Genomic DNA, 15,539 nt, shown 5'->3' with positions numbered 1-15,539 from the left:
GCCGCAATCACTCCGAGTCTGCCTGGAGTGCCTGTCACCGAACGGGAACGTCTCCATGACGTCCCCGATCTGCTGCGCAAATACACAATCCCCCCATGGGATGTATTTCGTGAGCGCTTGAAGATCATCTAGCGCAGGCAGAACATAGCGTGGGCCATAACCTGTCTAAACAGACGAGCCATCAGCTATCCGACATCGGACTGGCTAAGCGTTACGTAAAGGTGAGCTGTGAAGCGGAACCTCCTGCATGCCGAGACGATGCGCGGGAGCGATGCCCGTTCTGTTCGAAGTGCGTGGCCACCCCACCGTTCGCGGGGCGCCCTATGGCCCCCGACGTGCTGCTCCACCGTGAGCCGTCGTCCGGCCAGGCGCCGCGGCTTCCGGCGTCACAGCTTCCAACGTCGCGGTAAACGGAATACACCTCACTACGACAACGACAGCCATGCCCTGCCGCAGACAGGCAAGCGCGCCGGCCCGAGGCGACAGAACCGCCCCGCGCATCCGTCCGCTTCCTGTGGCGCTAGGATCACCTCGCCGCAGGGCCCCCTGTCTTCCGAACAAGGTGGGTCGGCATGGCACGGCCTGCGGCACCAACGATTCGAAGCACCTGGGGGCATCCATGTCCGAGCACCGCCGATCACGGCGCGCCCGCATCCTGATTTGGATGGCCGCAGGGCTGACACTTGCCGCGACGACGGCAGTCAGCGCCAACGCCTTGACCTTCCGCGGTGCTGTGGTCGGGCGCGGCCTCCTGACTCCTTCCCTCTACACAGGGCGTGTGTTCGACACCTGCACCGCACCCTCCCTCACTGCGATGAAGGCATGGCGCTCCGACCAGTTCTACGGTGGCGCGGCCGTCTACATCGGAGGGAAGAACCGAGGCTGCGCCCAGCCGCAACTGACCGCTTCCTGGGTGAAGTCAGTGGACGCAGCCGGCTGGAAGCTCGTGCCGCTCTACGTCGGCGCCCAGCCACCATGCCAGACCGGCAGCAATCCGGAACGGTTCACCACAGCCGATGCCGCCGCCGTCGGCACCGCGAACGGCAATGACGCCGTCGCCAAGGCCTCGCCCCTGGGCATGAAGCCAGGCAGCGCCCTCTACCTGGACATGGAACCCTTCAACCTCTCCGACGCCCCCTGCCTCGACGCCGTCCTCACCTATGTCCGCGCCTGGGACAAAGCTGTCCGCACACAGCGCTACTGGCCGGGCATGTACGGCTTCACCAGCAGCAGCGCCGCCGCAGTGGCGAACGCCTCGGACCGCCGAGACCTCCCCGCCATCCTCTGGTACGCCCTGTGGGACAAGAACGAGACAACCACCGACGACTGGCGCTGGGACCCGAACCTGTACACCGGCCACCGCCGCGCCCACCAGTACGCAGCCAACAGCACCGAAACCCGCGGCGGCGTCACCCTCACCGTCGACCGCAACACCTGGGACGCCCCGGTCGCAATCATCGCTAAATAACAACCTCAAGAAGCGCTCTGAGCCGGCGGGGCAAGCACGACGACCTCTGGCGATTTAGGCTCCGGAAATCCCTCGAATACCGGCCGGGCTCCGTCGCTACCCGGCTCAAGCCTCCCAGCCACACCCACCCCGGCCTTAGAGGTCGTTTTATCCCGCCGGTTTTATCCCAGGATCGGCTGTTCAGTCCGTGGTGTCGGGTCGCGCCAGGAGATGGTGGCTTCGCCGGTGAGGCGGCGGGCCATGAGGTCGGTCATGGCGAGGTGGATCATGGCTTCGGATCGGGTGGGGAGGGTTTCGTAGTCGCGGGCCAGGCGGCGGTGGAGCATGAGCCAGCCGTAGGTCCGCTCGACCGCCCATCGCTTCGGTATCGGGGTGAATCCCCTGGTCCCGGGGGTCCGTGTGGTGATTTCCATGTCGATGCCGAGGGTGGCGGCGTGCTCGACGAGGTGCTGGCGGTAGCCGCCGTCGACCCAGACCTTGCGGATGCCGGGGTGTTCTACGGCGACCTGGTCGAGGAGCTGGGTGCCGGCGACGGAGTCCTGCACGCGCCGCGGTGACCAGCACCGCGAGCAGGAGCCCGATCGTGTCGATCACGATGCTCCGCTTCCGCCCGACGATCTTCTTCCCGGCGTCGATGCCCTGGCTGGATGCGGGGACGCTGGTGGAGGTCTTGACGCTCTGTGCGTCGATCACGCAGGCAGAAGGTTCGGCATCCCGCCCTTCCCTCTGCCGCAAGAGCTGCCTGATCAGGCCGTTGAGCTGGGCGAACACGCCTTCCTCCGCCCACTTCGCGAAGTATCCGTAGACCGTGTTCCAGTGCGGGAAGTCGTGCGGGGGGGGTAGCGCCACTGGACCCCGGTGCGGTCCACATACAAGATCGCGTCCATGATGTCGCGCAGGTCGTGCTCGGGTGGCCGGCCGAAGTCCAGGGCCCTGCCGCGTCGCTCGAAGTGCCAGGCGGCAAGGACCGGCTCGATCAACTCCCAGCGGGCATCGGACAGATCACTCGGATACGGGCGTCGCACAGGCATGCTTTCGGCGTACCGCTGCGGACCGAGTGCGCCCAGGCGCACGGCGATGACGACGGAAGCACGCAGCCGCGAAGGTCGGGCGTCCTGGGTGGCAGTGGTCAGTTCGAATTCCCCACCGACGGCCAGATAGTGGGGAGTCATCTGGCCGCCGATGGCTACTGGACGTGACCGTGGGCGCGTCGTGTTTCCCAGTGACGCGGGTTTGCGGAGGGGGCACGTTGGTCAGGCGGATGCGCCTCGGGCGGCTTGCACCATCTGGATGAGGGGGGTGATGTCCCTTTCGAAGGTGAACTCGCGCACGAGAGTGGCCCAACGGCCGCCCTCCCAGCGCCAGACGAAGTTGTAGCGCGCCGGGACCCCCTCCTGGAGCCGGTGCATGACGATCGATCCCTGGCCGCCGTGCACGGTGGTGGCCAGGAACCGGACGTCATCGACCGTCTCGCTCACCCTCTGCCCCTGGTCCCGCATGGCGCGGAAGCGCGCCATGAACTCGTCCTTCGTCAAGGTCACCACCTGGCCGGCCTCGTCGCACCGGATGTTCTCGAAGTCCGGGTCGTACAGAGCATCCAGGGCTTCCACGTCCATCGCCAGACCGGCGTTCAGGTACTCCCACATACGCTTCACGAGCGACTGATCCACGACGACTCTCCCTTGCTTCTGGTGCCCTACACAGGTCTCGCGGACGGGCAAGCGCACTCATGGACGCTGCCGACCACGTCTTCACCTCAAGGTCGCAGCACCTGCCGACAGATCACCGACAGATAGCCGTCAATCGCCGACAGGCGTCCGACAACACCGAGCCCGACCACCGTATTGCCCGTCTCATCCCGCAGGATCTGTCTCATTCCAAGAGTCGCTGACTCCATCCCTTTCGCCCCAGGTAGGCGCCTCTTGAAAGTGAGACGTAAGAGGCGCCAGCAAGCAGATGGGGCACCAGAGGTGGCGCAAACTATCTGAAAACGACCTCTTAGTCCATGCCCCTCCGATAGCATCCTGCATCGCTGCCGGACGAGGCGAACTTGGGCAGGTCGTTGCGGAGGAAGCGGATCGTCTGGTCCGGCGGCTGTGGATTTTGCAGTTCATTGACAGCCGCCTCAGAAATGATCAGGCAAAACCTCCTGGTCAATGGAGAGCGATCCCCTGAACGAAGCAATGTGAGGGAGCCTTCGTACCGGCCCGCCTGATACATCCAGCCGTTGGCCCGGAACTCGAAGGACGGCTGCTGAGGCTTATCCTGGCTTACGATGAACGGCGTAGGATCGCCGCTCCAGTGATTATTGACGGTGTCCGAATTTGGATCACAATACCACTCGACGCTCTCCCTCCAATAAAAGACTTCGGCTCAGTGGTCCGATACATCCGAACCGCACGCTCACGCAACTCCAGCGGGTATTTCCTCGGTGCAGGCATCGTCTGGGCTCCTCTCATGAGGCCCATCTGTCCCTCTGTCACTCAACCCCGCATCTCAGGGGAACCTCAGACCGCGACCGGGTCGCTCGGCACGAGGATCCGACCGCCGGCCCGCGATCATGGCTCTACCGGGGCTTTCGCCAGCTCAGGGGCGGAACGGCTCGGGTGCGATGCCTCAGCGATAACCTGCACCGCCCGTGATCGTTTACGACACATGAGCCTCCCTGGCGGCCAGCGGTGCCCGCTGGGATGAGCTGGAGATCAGGCCCTGCGCGTTCTGTCCCAGGTGAGTGCCTGCTGGAGCTCATCGCGGGTCATGCTGGAGCGGCCGGGGATGCCGGCCGCGGTGGCCTTCTCATACAGTTCGGCCTTGGTCAGCCCGTCCAGCTCTGTCTTCTTCGGCGCGGTGTGTGTCCGCTTCTTCGCCGGCGCGGCCTTCTTGGGCTGCTTGACGCCCGGGGCGGCCGCCTTCTCGCCGCTGACTTTAGGGCTCTTGGGTTTCTCGACGCTGGCGCGGAGAGCTTCCATGAGGTCGACGGCGCCGGTGGCCTTCGCCGAGGGCGGACGATTTGTCCTGGCGTAGCCTCGATGCGGATACCGGAGGCCTCCTGGGCCAGGAAGCCAGCCGCCGGACCGGCCCTCTCCCCCATGATCGTTTCCTCTCCGTAGACGAGCACCCACCGGCCAGCCCCTCCTGCCAGGCCGATCGTTTCCGTACGTCAGGCCTGCTTGCGGGTGCGGTCCGTTCGGGTGAGAGGAAAACGATCCCGCAGGCTAGACGGGTTCCGGCGCCCCTACACGGAGCGCAACGATCGTGACTGCCCCGCTTCGCCGCCGGGCCGCAGCCCCCGTTCCGGCCGACGCCACGCGCCGTGGCTGCGCATTCTTTCCCCACCACGAGAAATGGAGTCCCTCCATGGGACTGACGACAGCCACGATCGCCGCCGAACTGGAAGCCGCGAACAAAGTCGGTGACCCGAAGGCCGACCAACTGGTCTCCGACCTGATCGACAACAAGGAGATCGACGGAGTCAACGCCCTCTTCCGGACCATCGGCACTCTCAAGCCCGGCCAGGACCTGTCCGAGCTGCCCCCGCGGCTCGCGACGTTCCTCAAAGAGGCCGCGGCCGCACCGCCGGACTGGTCCGAGGCCGACGTCAAGGCAGCCGAAGGCTTCTTCGCCCACCACCACGGCGAAGTGTCCATGCTGCAGGGCACGGTCGGCCTGATCGGCACCTACCTGTCCCCGACCGGCGCGTTCACCCTGCGCTCCACCGGCCGCCTCGGCGGTGTCGACGGGCCCGGCCGGAGGCTTTCGCAGTCCTCCCGCCTCTTCCTCGACATGGGCAACAAGAACGCCCTGCGCGACGGCACCCTCGCGGCGAACGTCACCAAGGTCCGCCTGGTCCACGCCTCGGTCCGCCAGCTCCACAAGAAGAGCGGCGAATGGGACTACGCCAAGTGGGGCGAGCCGGTCTCGCAGAAGTACACCACCGGCGCCTCATGCGTCTTCTCCACCCAGATCATCCAGGCCATGGACCGTCTGGGCATCGACGTGGCCAAGGACGACGCCAAGGGCTTCATGTGCGCCTGGCACTACGTCAACCACTACCTGGGCACACCCGAGAAGTGGCTCCTGCCCAAGGACCCCGACCAGGTCGAGGCCCTGTGGAACCAGGTGCGCGATGATGAGTGGAAGAAGACCGACGACGGCGTCTTCATGACCAAGCAGGCCGTCGACTTCTACAAGAAGTTCTACCCGCCTGGCGTCCACGACGCGTTCATCGCGATGGTCCGCCACGCGTTGTCCGACAAGTACGCGGACATGGCCGGCCTACCCAAGAGCATCCTGGACGCGGCCGCGAAGCCGATCTCGGCCGGCCACGACCTGATCAGCGGCATCGGCGGCGGCCTCCTCGGCGGCGGTGCCAAGAAGGCCGTCGGCGTCAATCCGTACAAGGAGATCCTCGGCATCGCCTCCAAGGCCTTCAACGAGGTCCAGAAGTTCGCCCTCACCCACGACCAGGACAACCAGCCCCAGATGCACCAGGAACTCCACGACAACCGCTGACCGAACCAGGTCCACCACGCCCGTCAGGCGAGACCGCGCCTCCCAAGCCCACGGAATGATCCGCTCGCAGTGCCCCACGGCCTTCAGCGCGCCGCACACCAGCCCCACGACGCGTCGCGCCAGGATGGGGCCCCGTGGGTCCGGAGCCTTCGGGCGACGGGAGCAGAACATTGATCAACGTTGACGTCCAGCACTGCGGCAGCTCGATTCTGGTCAGCGCCACCGGGGAGCTCGACGAGGGTGCTGGAGAGGTGCTCCAGCGTGCGCTGGACCACGTGACCATGGACGAAGGCGATCTCCTGGTGGACCTGCATGCCGTCGCGGCCATGGACGTCGACGGCCTGCTCCACCTCCTGAACATGCACCGGCGCGCCGAGCGTATGCGCCTACGGGTGCTGGTCACCGGCTGGCAGCCCCAGCCCCAGCAGTGCATGGCCACCGTGGTCGGCATCCCGGGCCCCCGAGCGGCCACCGGGGAGCGCTACGCCCTGGCAGGCTTCCGCCGACTCCTCGAGGAGAAGGCGCAGCGCGCACGGGAGCGCTCTGACTTCGCCGATGGCTGGCTGCCCCGCATCTAGCTACGCCCCAGGGGTAGCTCCGGCTCGGCGCGGAGCAGCATTTCCGCCGGTGCGGAGAGTACTTCAGGAGGAGGGGTCCCACGCCTCGGGCCCGGCACCTCGCCATTCCACGAAGTCGGGGTCGGTGAGGTCCACGTCCTCGGCGTTCTCCAACCCGGCGTCGGCGAGGAAGACACGGATGTCGGACGGTCGGTGCGCGACCCCGATGGCGACGCCGTCGTAACGCACCCGGCGCCATCCCTGCTCGTCGGGCGGGTAGACGATCAGCTTGGCGGACATGCGCCCAGCCTCTTCCCCGCCCTCCTCACCGGCACCTGCCAGCGTGCGAACGGGTGACGCACGGCCGTGAAGCAGATCGCTACCCTTCCCGGACAGCATCACTGGTGTCTTCGGCGGCGGGGTACGTTCAAAAGTGCGGGGGGTGCGGCCCTGGCCACCGGGGCCGCGACGGGGGCCGCACCCCGAAAGCGCGAGAGGTCCGGCCGGGCGGTGTCCGCGGCCGGGGCCGGATTCCACTCCCTCGTGCGGGTGGAGCCGGGGCCGCCAGCGAACCGCCGCGCTTCCACCGCCGTCGCAGCGGTCATGAAGCCGATCGACGAGCAGCACATCGCGGAACCCGGCCTGGTGGTGCTGGACATCACCGGCGGGGAGGAGGACACCGTCCGCGCCGTCATGGCGCGCAAACGCCGCCCGCCGGTTCTGTTCCACCGCCTGTCAGAACCGCACCAAGGCTGCGGCCTTCAGCGCCCGCCAAGACGCTGGCGGCCGACACCCCCGAGCGCTTTCGGCGAGAAAGTCCCGCGCTGCTCGGCCTTCTCGCCGGAGGCGCCGGCGGTCAACCGGCTCAAGGGTTTCCCGGGCCATTCCGAGATGCCGGGCTCTGTCGCCGGACGGATAATTGGAGTGTTCCTCGCCCTGCCCGCACTCTGGCGCCGCTGAGAAGAGGAGGGAGACTCATGGCGTTCCGACGCAGTCGCCGGCGCAGGACCCGCCGTCTTATGACGCCCGTGGCAACGATTTCCCTGGTTGCGGCAGGCATCGTCGCGCCCACGACGGCCACAGCGCAAGAGCAGTACTACTACGTCGTCAACAAGCGCACCAACATGGTGGCGGAGGTGTTCGCGCACAGCCTCGACGAAGGGGCATGGGTGGCCCTCTGGCCGAACTACGGTGGCGACAGCGAGCAATTCAAGAAGGTGGACAAGGGCGGCGACGACTGGTTCTGGCTGGTCGCGAAGCACTCCGGGAAATGCCTGTCCCGCACACGCGCCAAGACCTCCACGGCAGTTGTCCAGTCGGATTGCTACGTTCCGTCGAAGCCGTGGTTCGGCTCCGACACGCGGCAGCTCTGGAGAGTGCGCCAGGTGCACAAAACCGCCGCCGAGTGCCCGAACCGCAACCAGTGCTTTGCGGCCTTCCGCACCGTCCTCGACAACTGGTACATCTCCAACTGCCTAGACGCGGCCAATGCGAAGGCCCCCACCCCACCCGCGCAGGGAACCGCCCTGCAGACGTGGCCGTGCATCAGCAAGTTCAGTGACTGGAATGCGGTCAACCAGGAGTGGGAGCTCGTCAAAACACAGGAATGGTGACGAGGCACTACGCCGCCGTCACGCGCCTCTGGTGGACCCGGAGGTGCAGGGGGGACTGTAAATCGTTCGGCTCCGGCTCACTTTCGGTGGTGACGGAGTGTGAGGGCGTGCACGCTGGCTACCGATGGTGCGGTCAACCTTCTGACCTGGGTGTTTGATGGGCAGTCGGCGCGTGCAAACAGGCCGGAGAAGGTCGTGTTCACGCCAGTGGCGAACTCGCAAGCTTGCCGACGATACAGAGAACTCGTCCCATGGCGCGGAGCTGCGATTTCACCATCGACACTCCGCCATCACTCTCGGCTACCACCGAATGTGAGCCAGAGTCGCTCGTTTGACAGACCCCGCATCGCGCGACCACGAGAGCCATGCAGATCTTGACGTGTTCTCAGAAAGTTTGGAGGGGACGGCGTTTGGAGGAGGAAGGCCGGGTTAGACGCGTGATAACGGAAGCCGCCGCCACGGATGGGGCGCTCCCGGAGCAGGCCCCGCTGCATGCCGCCCTTCCCCCCGGCGTCATGCAGAAGGGCCGCCAGCACGACGGGCTGCCGCCAGGATCCGTACGGCACCCGGACACCCCCGTCCCGGCCCCCTCCCCGGCCGGAACAGGGGCCGCCCGGCACACCCCCGGCACCGGCGCTCATACCGCCGCCCCCGGGCACGGACCCGACGGCAGCAGCCCGGCACACCCACCCGGTCATCCGGGACACTCAACCGGCACCAGCCGGGACACCAGCCTCACGATGCCGCCAGCCCACCAGACGTTCGGATTCGCCACCAAGCCGCTCGGTCAGCAACTCCCGCGTCAGAAAGCCGGCGACACGCTCCAAAAGGATTCTCTGCCCAGGTCACCTTTGCCCATCGAGGAAACATGGGGCACGATCGTGTCCTCGACCGGATCAGGGAAGACGGCTGTCCGCGCCGGACCGCGCTTGGACCCCGACGAGGTCACCTGGCGACGCCCTGCTGATCGAGTGGCCCGTAAGCCCGGACCTCTGGCGCCCGGACACGACGGCGCGAAGGAGCAGCAGTACGGGGCCGCCGCCACCCGGTCCGGGCCGTCAGAACGGCGGGACCGGCTCGATGGTGAACAGATCCTCGGCACCCGTGATCTTCAACAGGCGCGTGAACTGCTCCCGGGGCGCGGCGAGGTAGAGGTTCTGGCCGCTTTCGGCGGCGACGGTGCGCGCGGCCAGGAGGGCGTTGAGGCCCGAGGAATCGCAGAAGGACAGGTGCTGCAGGTCGACCACGACGTCGTGAGGGAACCTTTCACCGGACAGGGCCGCAAAGAGTACCTGGCGGAAGTGCTCGGCTCGGCTGATGTCCATCTCACCGTGCGGGCGCACCACCGTCGCACTGCCGTGGACCTCGACGTCGATGTCCTCGCTGCCGTCGCCATGCACTTACCTTCTCCTCTCGCCGTTCCCGGGCCACCGTAGGGCCGACGGCAGGCGGCAACCAGCACCACATCGGCCGACAAAGTGTCCGGCGACCGGCCGAGTCAGAGCCCGACGCCCTGCCTGCGAGCATGTTCAGCATCCAGCCAAGCCGTCACCGAGGCACTCCAGCCGCCGGGGGCACAGCGTCCATGAGGTTGATCCCGGGGAGTGGACACCGGGTTTCATGCGACGAGTGACAGCGTACGTGTCGTGATCAGTTGTTGTTCGAACTCGGCTGGTGTGCGGTAGGCGAGCGGGGAGTGGCGGCGGCGCCGGTTGTAGTAGGAAAGCCAGCGGAACAGCTCGAGTCGGGTATGTGCCTTTGAGGTCCAGCGGCGTCCGTGGAGCGACTCGCGCTTGAGGCCCTGGAAGAACGACTCGGCGAGGGCGTTGTCGTAACTCGAGCCGACCCGGCTCATGCTGCGGCGGATGCCGTGCCGGCGGCAGACGTCGGCGAATGCGGCCGCGCTGTACTGGGCGCCCCTGTCGGTGTGGAACACGACGCCGTGGACCCGGCCGCCATGGGCGGCCACAGCTATCTCGATCGCGTCGGTGACCAGCGAGGTGCGCATGTCGTCCGGGATCGACCAGCCCACGACCTTCCTCGAGCAGATGTCGATCACCGTGGCGAGGTAGAGCCAGGTCGGGCCGACGGCTACGTAGGTGATGTCGCCGCACCACCTGGTGTTCAGCGTGTCGGCGGTGAAGTCGCGCATGACCATTCACGGAATGTGTGCCAGAACCCGAGAACGGAAGGCAGCGAGCCACAGGGGGCCGCGAGACGGCGTTGAAGCCGTACCCTGGCGGCCCCCCAATGTGGCCGGGCTCGCGGGCGGCGGGGGACGGTGGTGTCCTGGCGCTCGTGCAACCAGGTGAAGCCAATTCTGCTCGCGCGGTCCGCCGTCCTCGCAGGCCAGCTGCTCCGCGCCGGACACCCGGGCCTGCCGCTCATGGAACGGGCAGCCCGGGTAGACCGGCCCGACGTCAGCCGGGCGCGTCGTGTGACTCGGCGGTGCGGGCCGTGAGCCCGCCTCAGTTGCCGATGCCGGAGCTGCCGAGGCCCGAGTTTGCGATGCCGTGGCTGCCGATGCCTGTGTTGGCAATGCCCGCGTTGCCCAGACCCCAGTTGGCGATGCCCGCGTTACCGACGCCGTCGTTGAGAGCGCCCGCGTTACCGACACCGTCGTTGAGAGCGCCCGCGTTGCCGACACCGGAGTTCCCGAAGCCTGAGCTGCCCACGGAATGGCCCGGCCCCGTGTCGTCAGCGCTGGCCGCGCCGGCGCCGCAGACAGCCAGCACTGCCGCGGCGCCCAGCGCGGTCGTCACGCGGAGAAGAGTCGTGTGCATCGTCGCATACCTCCCATTTCGGACATCCTTGCTTGTTATCCCTAGCACGCGGCCATGTCGAATACGGGGAGGAGTGCCCCGAAAGCTGCCGTGTCGTCCAGAGGTCTCGTCCGACGGCGTGCGGGTCACGGGTCCACGGTCCAGAGGACCCGCTCAACGCCTGGGCGGCCGTGGCCGGTGCGCTGGCACGATCGTGATCAATTCCACCAAGATTTCCTCTACCTCAACCGCTCACACCCGCTATCCCGGAGCACCGCCGCGCTGGTGTTCCCCTATGGCCGGACCCGGCCTCCGGCGAGGCCCAGACCATCAGCACGAGGCCCCGGCGATGGGCGGTGCCTCCCGTTGTCGTGAACAACGACTCGGTGCCGACGGCCAGGGTGACTCCCGAACTGCTGTCGAAACGCTGCTCTTCGACGTGTACAAGCCAGGCCTAGAGAACAGCAGGCTCCTTTCGCGCAGCCTCCGCGCAACAACCGGCCGGCATCTGCCGACCGCTCACCCGGCGGCCGCCGTGGACCCGGCCCCGAACCCCGGCACGTCCTCCACCGTGACGTCCAGACGCAGCCGCTTGAAGCGCAGCGGGTGGCGGAAGACTCCGCCCCGGTCGACGGCCCGGTCGGCGCTGATCTCCGCCACCAGGTCTGGGCGGACCAGGACCGCGTCCAGGACGTCGCGGCTGCCCCACGGCGCGGTGAAGCGCACGCCCTCCCAGGGGTGCCGGTGCCCGGGGCCGGCCAAGGTCAGGTGCTCGCCGACCTGCCGGGATGCGTCCGGGCGCAGCGGGACCGTGCGGCCGACCGCTCGCAGCCGGCCGCCGGCGTCCAGGCGGCCGAGGACGAGGAGCTGCGGGCGGGTCAGCGACCGGGCTGGGGCAGCACGCGTGCCTGGGAAAGGGATCAGGTCAGCCCCACTGCTCGTCCGCGAGGGAGGTGACCGGCTGGGGCTTTCCTATGACAGCCAGGGCGATGAAGAAGTTGATCTGGCCGATCGCGATGGTGAGGGTGGCCAGCGCCTTGTCGTCGTAGTGCTTCGCCACCTCCGCGTACAGCTCGTCGCAGACACGCTCCTGGCCGTGCGGGGCGGGCTGGAGGGTGGCCTCCACCAAGGCGAGGGCCGCACGTTCGGCGTCGGTGAAGTACGGAGCGTCCTGCCAGGAAGACACGGCCGTGATGCGCTCCTCGGACTCCCCGGCCTTGCGCAGGAAGGCGGTGTTCAGGATCGTCAGGTAGGTGTTGCCGACGATCTGGCCGGCGCGCAGGTGGACCAGACTCATCGTCGCGCGGGGGACCCGAGCGGTTACCCGTGGCCCGGAACAGTGCGGCGCTGATGTCGCTCAGCTCCGGGACGAACTCGCTCGGGTTGGACATCCGCGAGATGGAGGTGGTGTTCGTCATGGCTGCTGCTCTCCCTCAGGTCGGCCTGATCGGCGTCTTCACAGCACTGACGGACAGGCGCACGCAAACGTGACAGGAATCCAAGAATTCTTTCCACAGCCGTGGCGACGCCCGGGTGCCGGCCACGGGCTGCCGGGCCCCATGCGGTGGCCGGCGAGGAAGAGACAGGATGCCCGGACGGCGGCATAGGGGCGCGGCCCATCAGGATGCACCGCGTGGAGGAGGCGTCCTCCATCCCGGTGCGGGCAGGTTCTCCGGGCCGCTGCTGGACCGGCTCCCACACGCGGCCGCCGCTTCAGGTACAGGGAGCAAGCCTGGTGAGCAACTGATCAGCGAAGACGAGGGCCGCGCGCTGATCGTGCTCCTCGGGCTCCTCGGGCTCCTCGGGCTCCTCGAGGAAAACGACCAGAGCGACGACATCCGCCGGGCCGCAGGCGAGATGCGGTTCCGGATTGACTGTGGACACAAAAACGGGAGTCGTTTGTTGACGACTTCGGGTTCTGGCACACATTCCGTGAACGATCTTGACTCGGGCTCCACCAGCCTCTCTTGACATCCAATCCGCGCAGCTCACGTGGTGCTTACCTCCTACTGGCGGAGAGCCGGCAAGATCGTGCACGAAATGTGTGCCAGAGCCGCGTCGTGAAGTCAGTTGTTCACGGGTTTGGAAGGCGCCCGGTCGGCGCCGAGGTCGATGTTCACGGGAAACGACAGCACCCCGCAGGCGGGGCTACGCAATGGAGCGCCATTCCCCTTCGAGGCTGCTGAAGATCATGGAGTCTCGCCAGCCGTCGTGGAGCAGCGCGGTGTCGCGCAGGCGTCCCTCATACGTCATACCGATCTTGGACAGCACTCGGGAGGAGGCGAGATTCCGCGGGTCACAGGTGGCATGGATTCGATGGAGCCCCAGCTCGCCGAACCCGTGCACGAGCAGCTGCCGGCCTATATCCGTGCCGATACCCTGCCCCCACACCCGGGGATGCACGATGTATGAGGCCTCGCCCTGGCGCTGCTTGTGGCTGCGGGACATGCAGCTCACCCATGCCCACCACATCCCGCCCGACGCGGGCGACGTAGGGGAACCGGCGCTGAGGGGTGCCCGGCCAGGCCTTGACCGCGGAGTCCACGAAGTCCTGCGTCTGGACCTCCGTGTTCGGGCCCCAGGACTGATAGCGGCACACCTCCGGGAGGCACGCCCACGCGTGAACGGCCGTCCAGTCCTCCACAACGATCTTGTCCAAGGTTACCGAGTTCTGACTCATCGGATGATCATGAACGGGCGCCGCGCGAAGATCAAGATCAGGGAGCCCGCCACGCTTCACTGACGGCCATACGGGGAGGGAAGGCCCGGCACTGTCAGTTCTCGTGAACACTGCGACGCACTCCCTGGCCGAGTGCGCCTCCCCAACCGACGTCAAATTGCTGCTCCTTCGAGGCCGGCGTCAGGCTGGCCTTCACGGAAGGGCGGTCCGAACCAAGTAGGACCCTCAGGGTCTCCGGTCGTGCACCACCCAGTCGTCTCCCAGGTCGCCCCTCAACATCGCCAGGGCTGCGTCCGAGTCCCGCCGGAACGCATCTTCCTGGTCACGCGTCCAGAGTGACGGTCTCCCGGGGTGATCCCAGTCGAGCGAGGACTGGTACAAGTCCACAAGCCGACCAAGCGTATGCCTGGTCTCCAAGGTGATCGGCAACTTCTCCAGCTCACAGGGCGAGCCGTACGGACTGTCGAGATCAGGGCGTGCCCGGCGCGCCCGGCCACAGAGGTGTATCGATGCCGTACTCAAAGAAGAAGCGCAGGTGAAGGGCCATGCTCTGAGAATCGCACAACGTTCGACATCGCCATCACCCGCGCGCATCGCGGGGCCACCTCGGATGCTCACTCGGGCCAACTACTGTAGAGGGACCTCGCTCACGGCGATCGCAATGGGCCGCTCTGCCGCGGCACCGCAACCTGCGGGAATGCGCGCGGTCCCGCTCCGGCTCAGAGTAGAGACCTCGTTCTCTGCGGGCGAGTCCTTATCTGGGACGTCGGCAATCGCTGCCACGGGACCGTAGAAGTGATGCCGTTGGTGATCTTGCCGCGGCCTGTTGGCACGGAGGTGTTGCACCCCGCGGTTGGCCTTACCCTTCCTCGATCTCCCCGGCCCCGACGCGGCTCGGCCGCTTCAGCCACTCGTAGACGCCGATGCCGAGCACTCCGCCGGCCGACGGGACGGCGAGCGCGTAGAACCACCAGACGCTGAGGGTGACCCCGAAGTACACGCACGCACCGCCCAGCACGGCGAGCATGGCCATGGAGAGCAGGCTGGAGTAGAACGTGGCGGAGTGATTCTTGGACACATGGCCCCCCGGGTGCGGACGAAGGCCGTCAGCATAGATGTCCCTCCCGCCTGACGGCTCCCGAGAAACTGGAACGCTCGCACGGCAAGTTGCGCCGGCTAGAGGGTCACCTAGAAGGTTCTGACCTCGCTTCCGGATACTGTTGGAGCCGCGTGGTGACGTCGGTGCCGCGTGGTGATGTCGGTGCGGCGCGCTGTGTCGGAGGGCCGCAACCGCGCTCACATGCTGCCCTTCGCTGAATCCGTCCTGTGGCTCCGTTGGTGTTTCTCCTCTGTCCGCCTCCTGGAAGTAACCCCAGCCAGCGCCACCTGACAATCCGCCACGAGGCTTCGCCGTCGGACTGCCATACCAAGGGAGAGGCCCCGACTGGCGGCGCGCTTCTGGATCGCGTGGCCCGTGCAGGCATCCGATCCAGGATATGGCAGAGTTCGTGCATCCTCACGCGGTCAAGCTCTCAAGTGTGGGCTTGATCGGCTTGACGGACATTCGAGATCTGGGGTTCGTCCCCGGGAGGATGTCCATCATGGAGAGCATGGGGAAGAAGAAGCCTCGCCCTCGCCGTTCGTTCACGTCGGAGTTCAAGGCCGGCACCGCAGGCGGCGACACCCGACGCACGCGGAGACGAACGATCATCCGCTGGCCGCCGACGGGTAGCCCGGCTATGTGACGCCAGTACCGACTGTGAACGCGTGCAGCGGGATGCACTGGGGACATGCTCCTGGCGGCCCACAGCCAGCCGCATCGATCATCAAGCTGTCATCGGCGACGACGGCCTGCCGCACCACGAGGTTCAGGCCCGGGAAGAGGACGTCTCCGAGCGTCGCCAGCTTCAAGACGACGTGATCCCCTGGCGGAACGGTCCTGCAATC

At 66.9% G+C, this 15,539-nt stretch carries 15 protein-coding genes and 3 pseudogenes; 6 read left to right on the top strand and 12 right to left on the bottom strand.

The features are described 5' to 3' along the window. Positions 1–619 precede the first annotated feature (619 nt). A complete protein-coding gene (locus AB0M76_RS37010) occupies positions 620–1,468 on the top strand; it encodes a glycoside hydrolase domain-containing protein (RefSeq protein ID WP_365957133.1) in 849 nt (282 codons plus the stop codon). A gap of 161 nt (positions 1,469–1,629) precedes the next feature. On the opposite strand, the pseudogene AB0M76_RS37005 reads toward AB0M76_RS37010, so the two are convergent. The 3 genes and pseudogenes from AB0M76_RS37005 to AB0M76_RS36995 all read right to left on the bottom strand — a co-directional run bounded on the left by AB0M76_RS37005 (position 1,630) and on the right by AB0M76_RS36995 (position 4,437). Beyond that, positions 1,630–2,499, bottom strand: a pseudogene (locus tag AB0M76_RS37005) (IS5 family transposase). Between the two features lie 222 nt (positions 2,500–2,721). Beyond that, complete coding sequence (locus AB0M76_RS37000; RefSeq protein ID WP_365957132.1) at positions 2,722–3,138, bottom strand: nuclear transport factor 2 family protein; 417 nt, start codon at positions 3,136–3,138, stop codon at positions 2,722–2,724. 1,032 nt (positions 3,139–4,170) lie between these two features. Continuing rightward, positions 4,171–4,437, bottom strand: a complete 267-nt coding sequence (locus AB0M76_RS36995; RefSeq protein WP_365957131.1) for a hypothetical protein — start codon at positions 4,435–4,437, stop codon at positions 4,171–4,173. 388 nt (positions 4,438–4,825) lie between these two features. Here AB0M76_RS36995 and AB0M76_RS36990 point away from each other — a divergent pair, with 388 nt between their 5' ends. Beyond that, positions 4,826–5,980, top strand: a complete 1,155-nt coding sequence (locus AB0M76_RS36990) for an oxygenase MpaB family protein (protein ID WP_365957130.1) — start codon at positions 4,826–4,828, stop codon at positions 5,978–5,980. Positions 5,981–6,150: 170 nt separating this feature from the next. Next, positions 6,151–6,558, top strand: a complete 408-nt coding sequence (locus tag AB0M76_RS36985; protein ID WP_365957129.1) for an STAS domain-containing protein — start codon at positions 6,151–6,153, stop codon at positions 6,556–6,558. A 63-nt stretch (positions 6,559–6,621) separates the two neighbouring features. Here AB0M76_RS36985 and AB0M76_RS36980 read toward each other — a convergent pair whose 3' ends face one another. Further along, the gene (locus tag AB0M76_RS36980; RefSeq protein ID WP_365957128.1) at positions 6,622–6,837 is read right to left on the bottom strand and encodes a hypothetical protein; all 216 of its coding nucleotides are present in this window, start codon (positions 6,835–6,837) and stop codon (positions 6,622–6,624) included. 243 nt (positions 6,838–7,080) lie between these two features. Here AB0M76_RS36980 and AB0M76_RS36975 point away from each other — a divergent pair, with 243 nt between their 5' ends. After that, positions 7,081–7,497 (top strand): DUF6207 family protein, encoded by a 417-nt coding sequence (locus AB0M76_RS36975; RefSeq protein WP_365957127.1) that lies wholly within the window; start codon positions 7,081–7,083, stop codon positions 7,495–7,497. A gap of 68 nt (positions 7,498–7,565) precedes the next feature. Next, positions 7,566–8,150 (top strand): RICIN domain-containing protein, encoded by a 585-nt coding sequence (locus AB0M76_RS36970; protein ID WP_365957126.1) that lies wholly within the window; start codon positions 7,566–7,568, stop codon positions 8,148–8,150. Between the two features lie 1,058 nt (positions 8,151–9,208). Here AB0M76_RS36970 and AB0M76_RS36965 read toward each other — a convergent pair. From AB0M76_RS36965 to AB0M76_RS36945, 5 genes and pseudogenes are all read right to left on the bottom strand, one after another. After that, positions 9,209–9,550, bottom strand: a complete 342-nt coding sequence (locus AB0M76_RS36965) for an STAS domain-containing protein (RefSeq protein ID WP_365957125.1) — start codon at positions 9,548–9,550, stop codon at positions 9,209–9,211. 218 nt (positions 9,551–9,768) lie between these two features. Continuing rightward, positions 9,769–10,317, bottom strand: a pseudogene (locus tag AB0M76_RS36960) (IS3 family transposase); the annotation flags it as partial. 301 nt (positions 10,318–10,618) lie between these two features. Then, positions 10,619–10,912, bottom strand: a complete 294-nt coding sequence (locus tag AB0M76_RS36955; RefSeq protein ID WP_365957124.1) for a hypothetical protein — start codon at positions 10,910–10,912, stop codon at positions 10,619–10,621. Positions 10,913–11,431: 519 nt separating this feature from the next. Then, positions 11,432–11,674 carry a hypothetical protein gene (locus AB0M76_RS36950; protein ID WP_365957123.1) on the bottom strand — a complete coding sequence of 81 codons (243 nt, stop codon included), beginning with the start codon at positions 11,672–11,674 and terminating at the stop codon, positions 11,432–11,434. 163 nt (positions 11,675–11,837) lie between these two features. Then, positions 11,838–12,303, bottom strand: a pseudogene (locus AB0M76_RS36945) (carboxymuconolactone decarboxylase family protein). Here AB0M76_RS36945 and AB0M76_RS36940 point away from each other — a divergent pair. After that, complete coding sequence (locus AB0M76_RS36940; RefSeq protein ID WP_365957162.1) at positions 12,239–12,403, top strand: hypothetical protein; 165 nt, start codon at positions 12,239–12,241, stop codon at positions 12,401–12,403. The pseudogene AB0M76_RS36945 and the gene AB0M76_RS36940 sit on opposite strands and share 65 nt — an antisense overlap. A gap of 657 nt (positions 12,404–13,060) precedes the next feature. On the opposite strand, the gene AB0M76_RS36935 is transcribed toward AB0M76_RS36940, so the two are convergent. The 3 genes from AB0M76_RS36935 to AB0M76_RS36925 all read right to left on the bottom strand — a co-directional run bounded on the left by AB0M76_RS36935 (position 13,061) and on the right by AB0M76_RS36925 (position 15,384). Further along, the gene (locus tag AB0M76_RS36935) at positions 13,061–13,360 is read right to left on the bottom strand and encodes a GNAT family protein (protein WP_365957122.1); all 300 of its coding nucleotides are present in this window, start codon (positions 13,358–13,360) and stop codon (positions 13,061–13,063) included. A gap of 1,091 nt (positions 13,361–14,451) precedes the next feature. Continuing rightward, positions 14,452–14,670: a hypothetical protein gene (locus AB0M76_RS36930; RefSeq protein ID WP_365957121.1), complete on the bottom strand. Its 219-nt coding sequence runs from the start codon at positions 14,668–14,670 to the stop codon at positions 14,452–14,454. 438 nt (positions 14,671–15,108) lie between these two features. Further along, on the bottom strand, positions 15,109–15,384 hold the full coding sequence (locus AB0M76_RS36925; RefSeq protein ID WP_365957120.1) for a transposase family protein: 276 nt from the start codon (positions 15,382–15,384) through the stop codon (positions 15,109–15,111). Positions 15,385–15,539 lie beyond the last annotated feature (155 nt).

The organism is Streptomyces sp. NPDC051364 (genome assembly GCF_040682115.1).
Lineage (GTDB): Bacteria > Actinomycetota > Actinomycetes > Streptomycetales > Streptomycetaceae > Streptomyces.
This window is presented reverse-complemented; position numbering and strand designations above follow the sequence as displayed.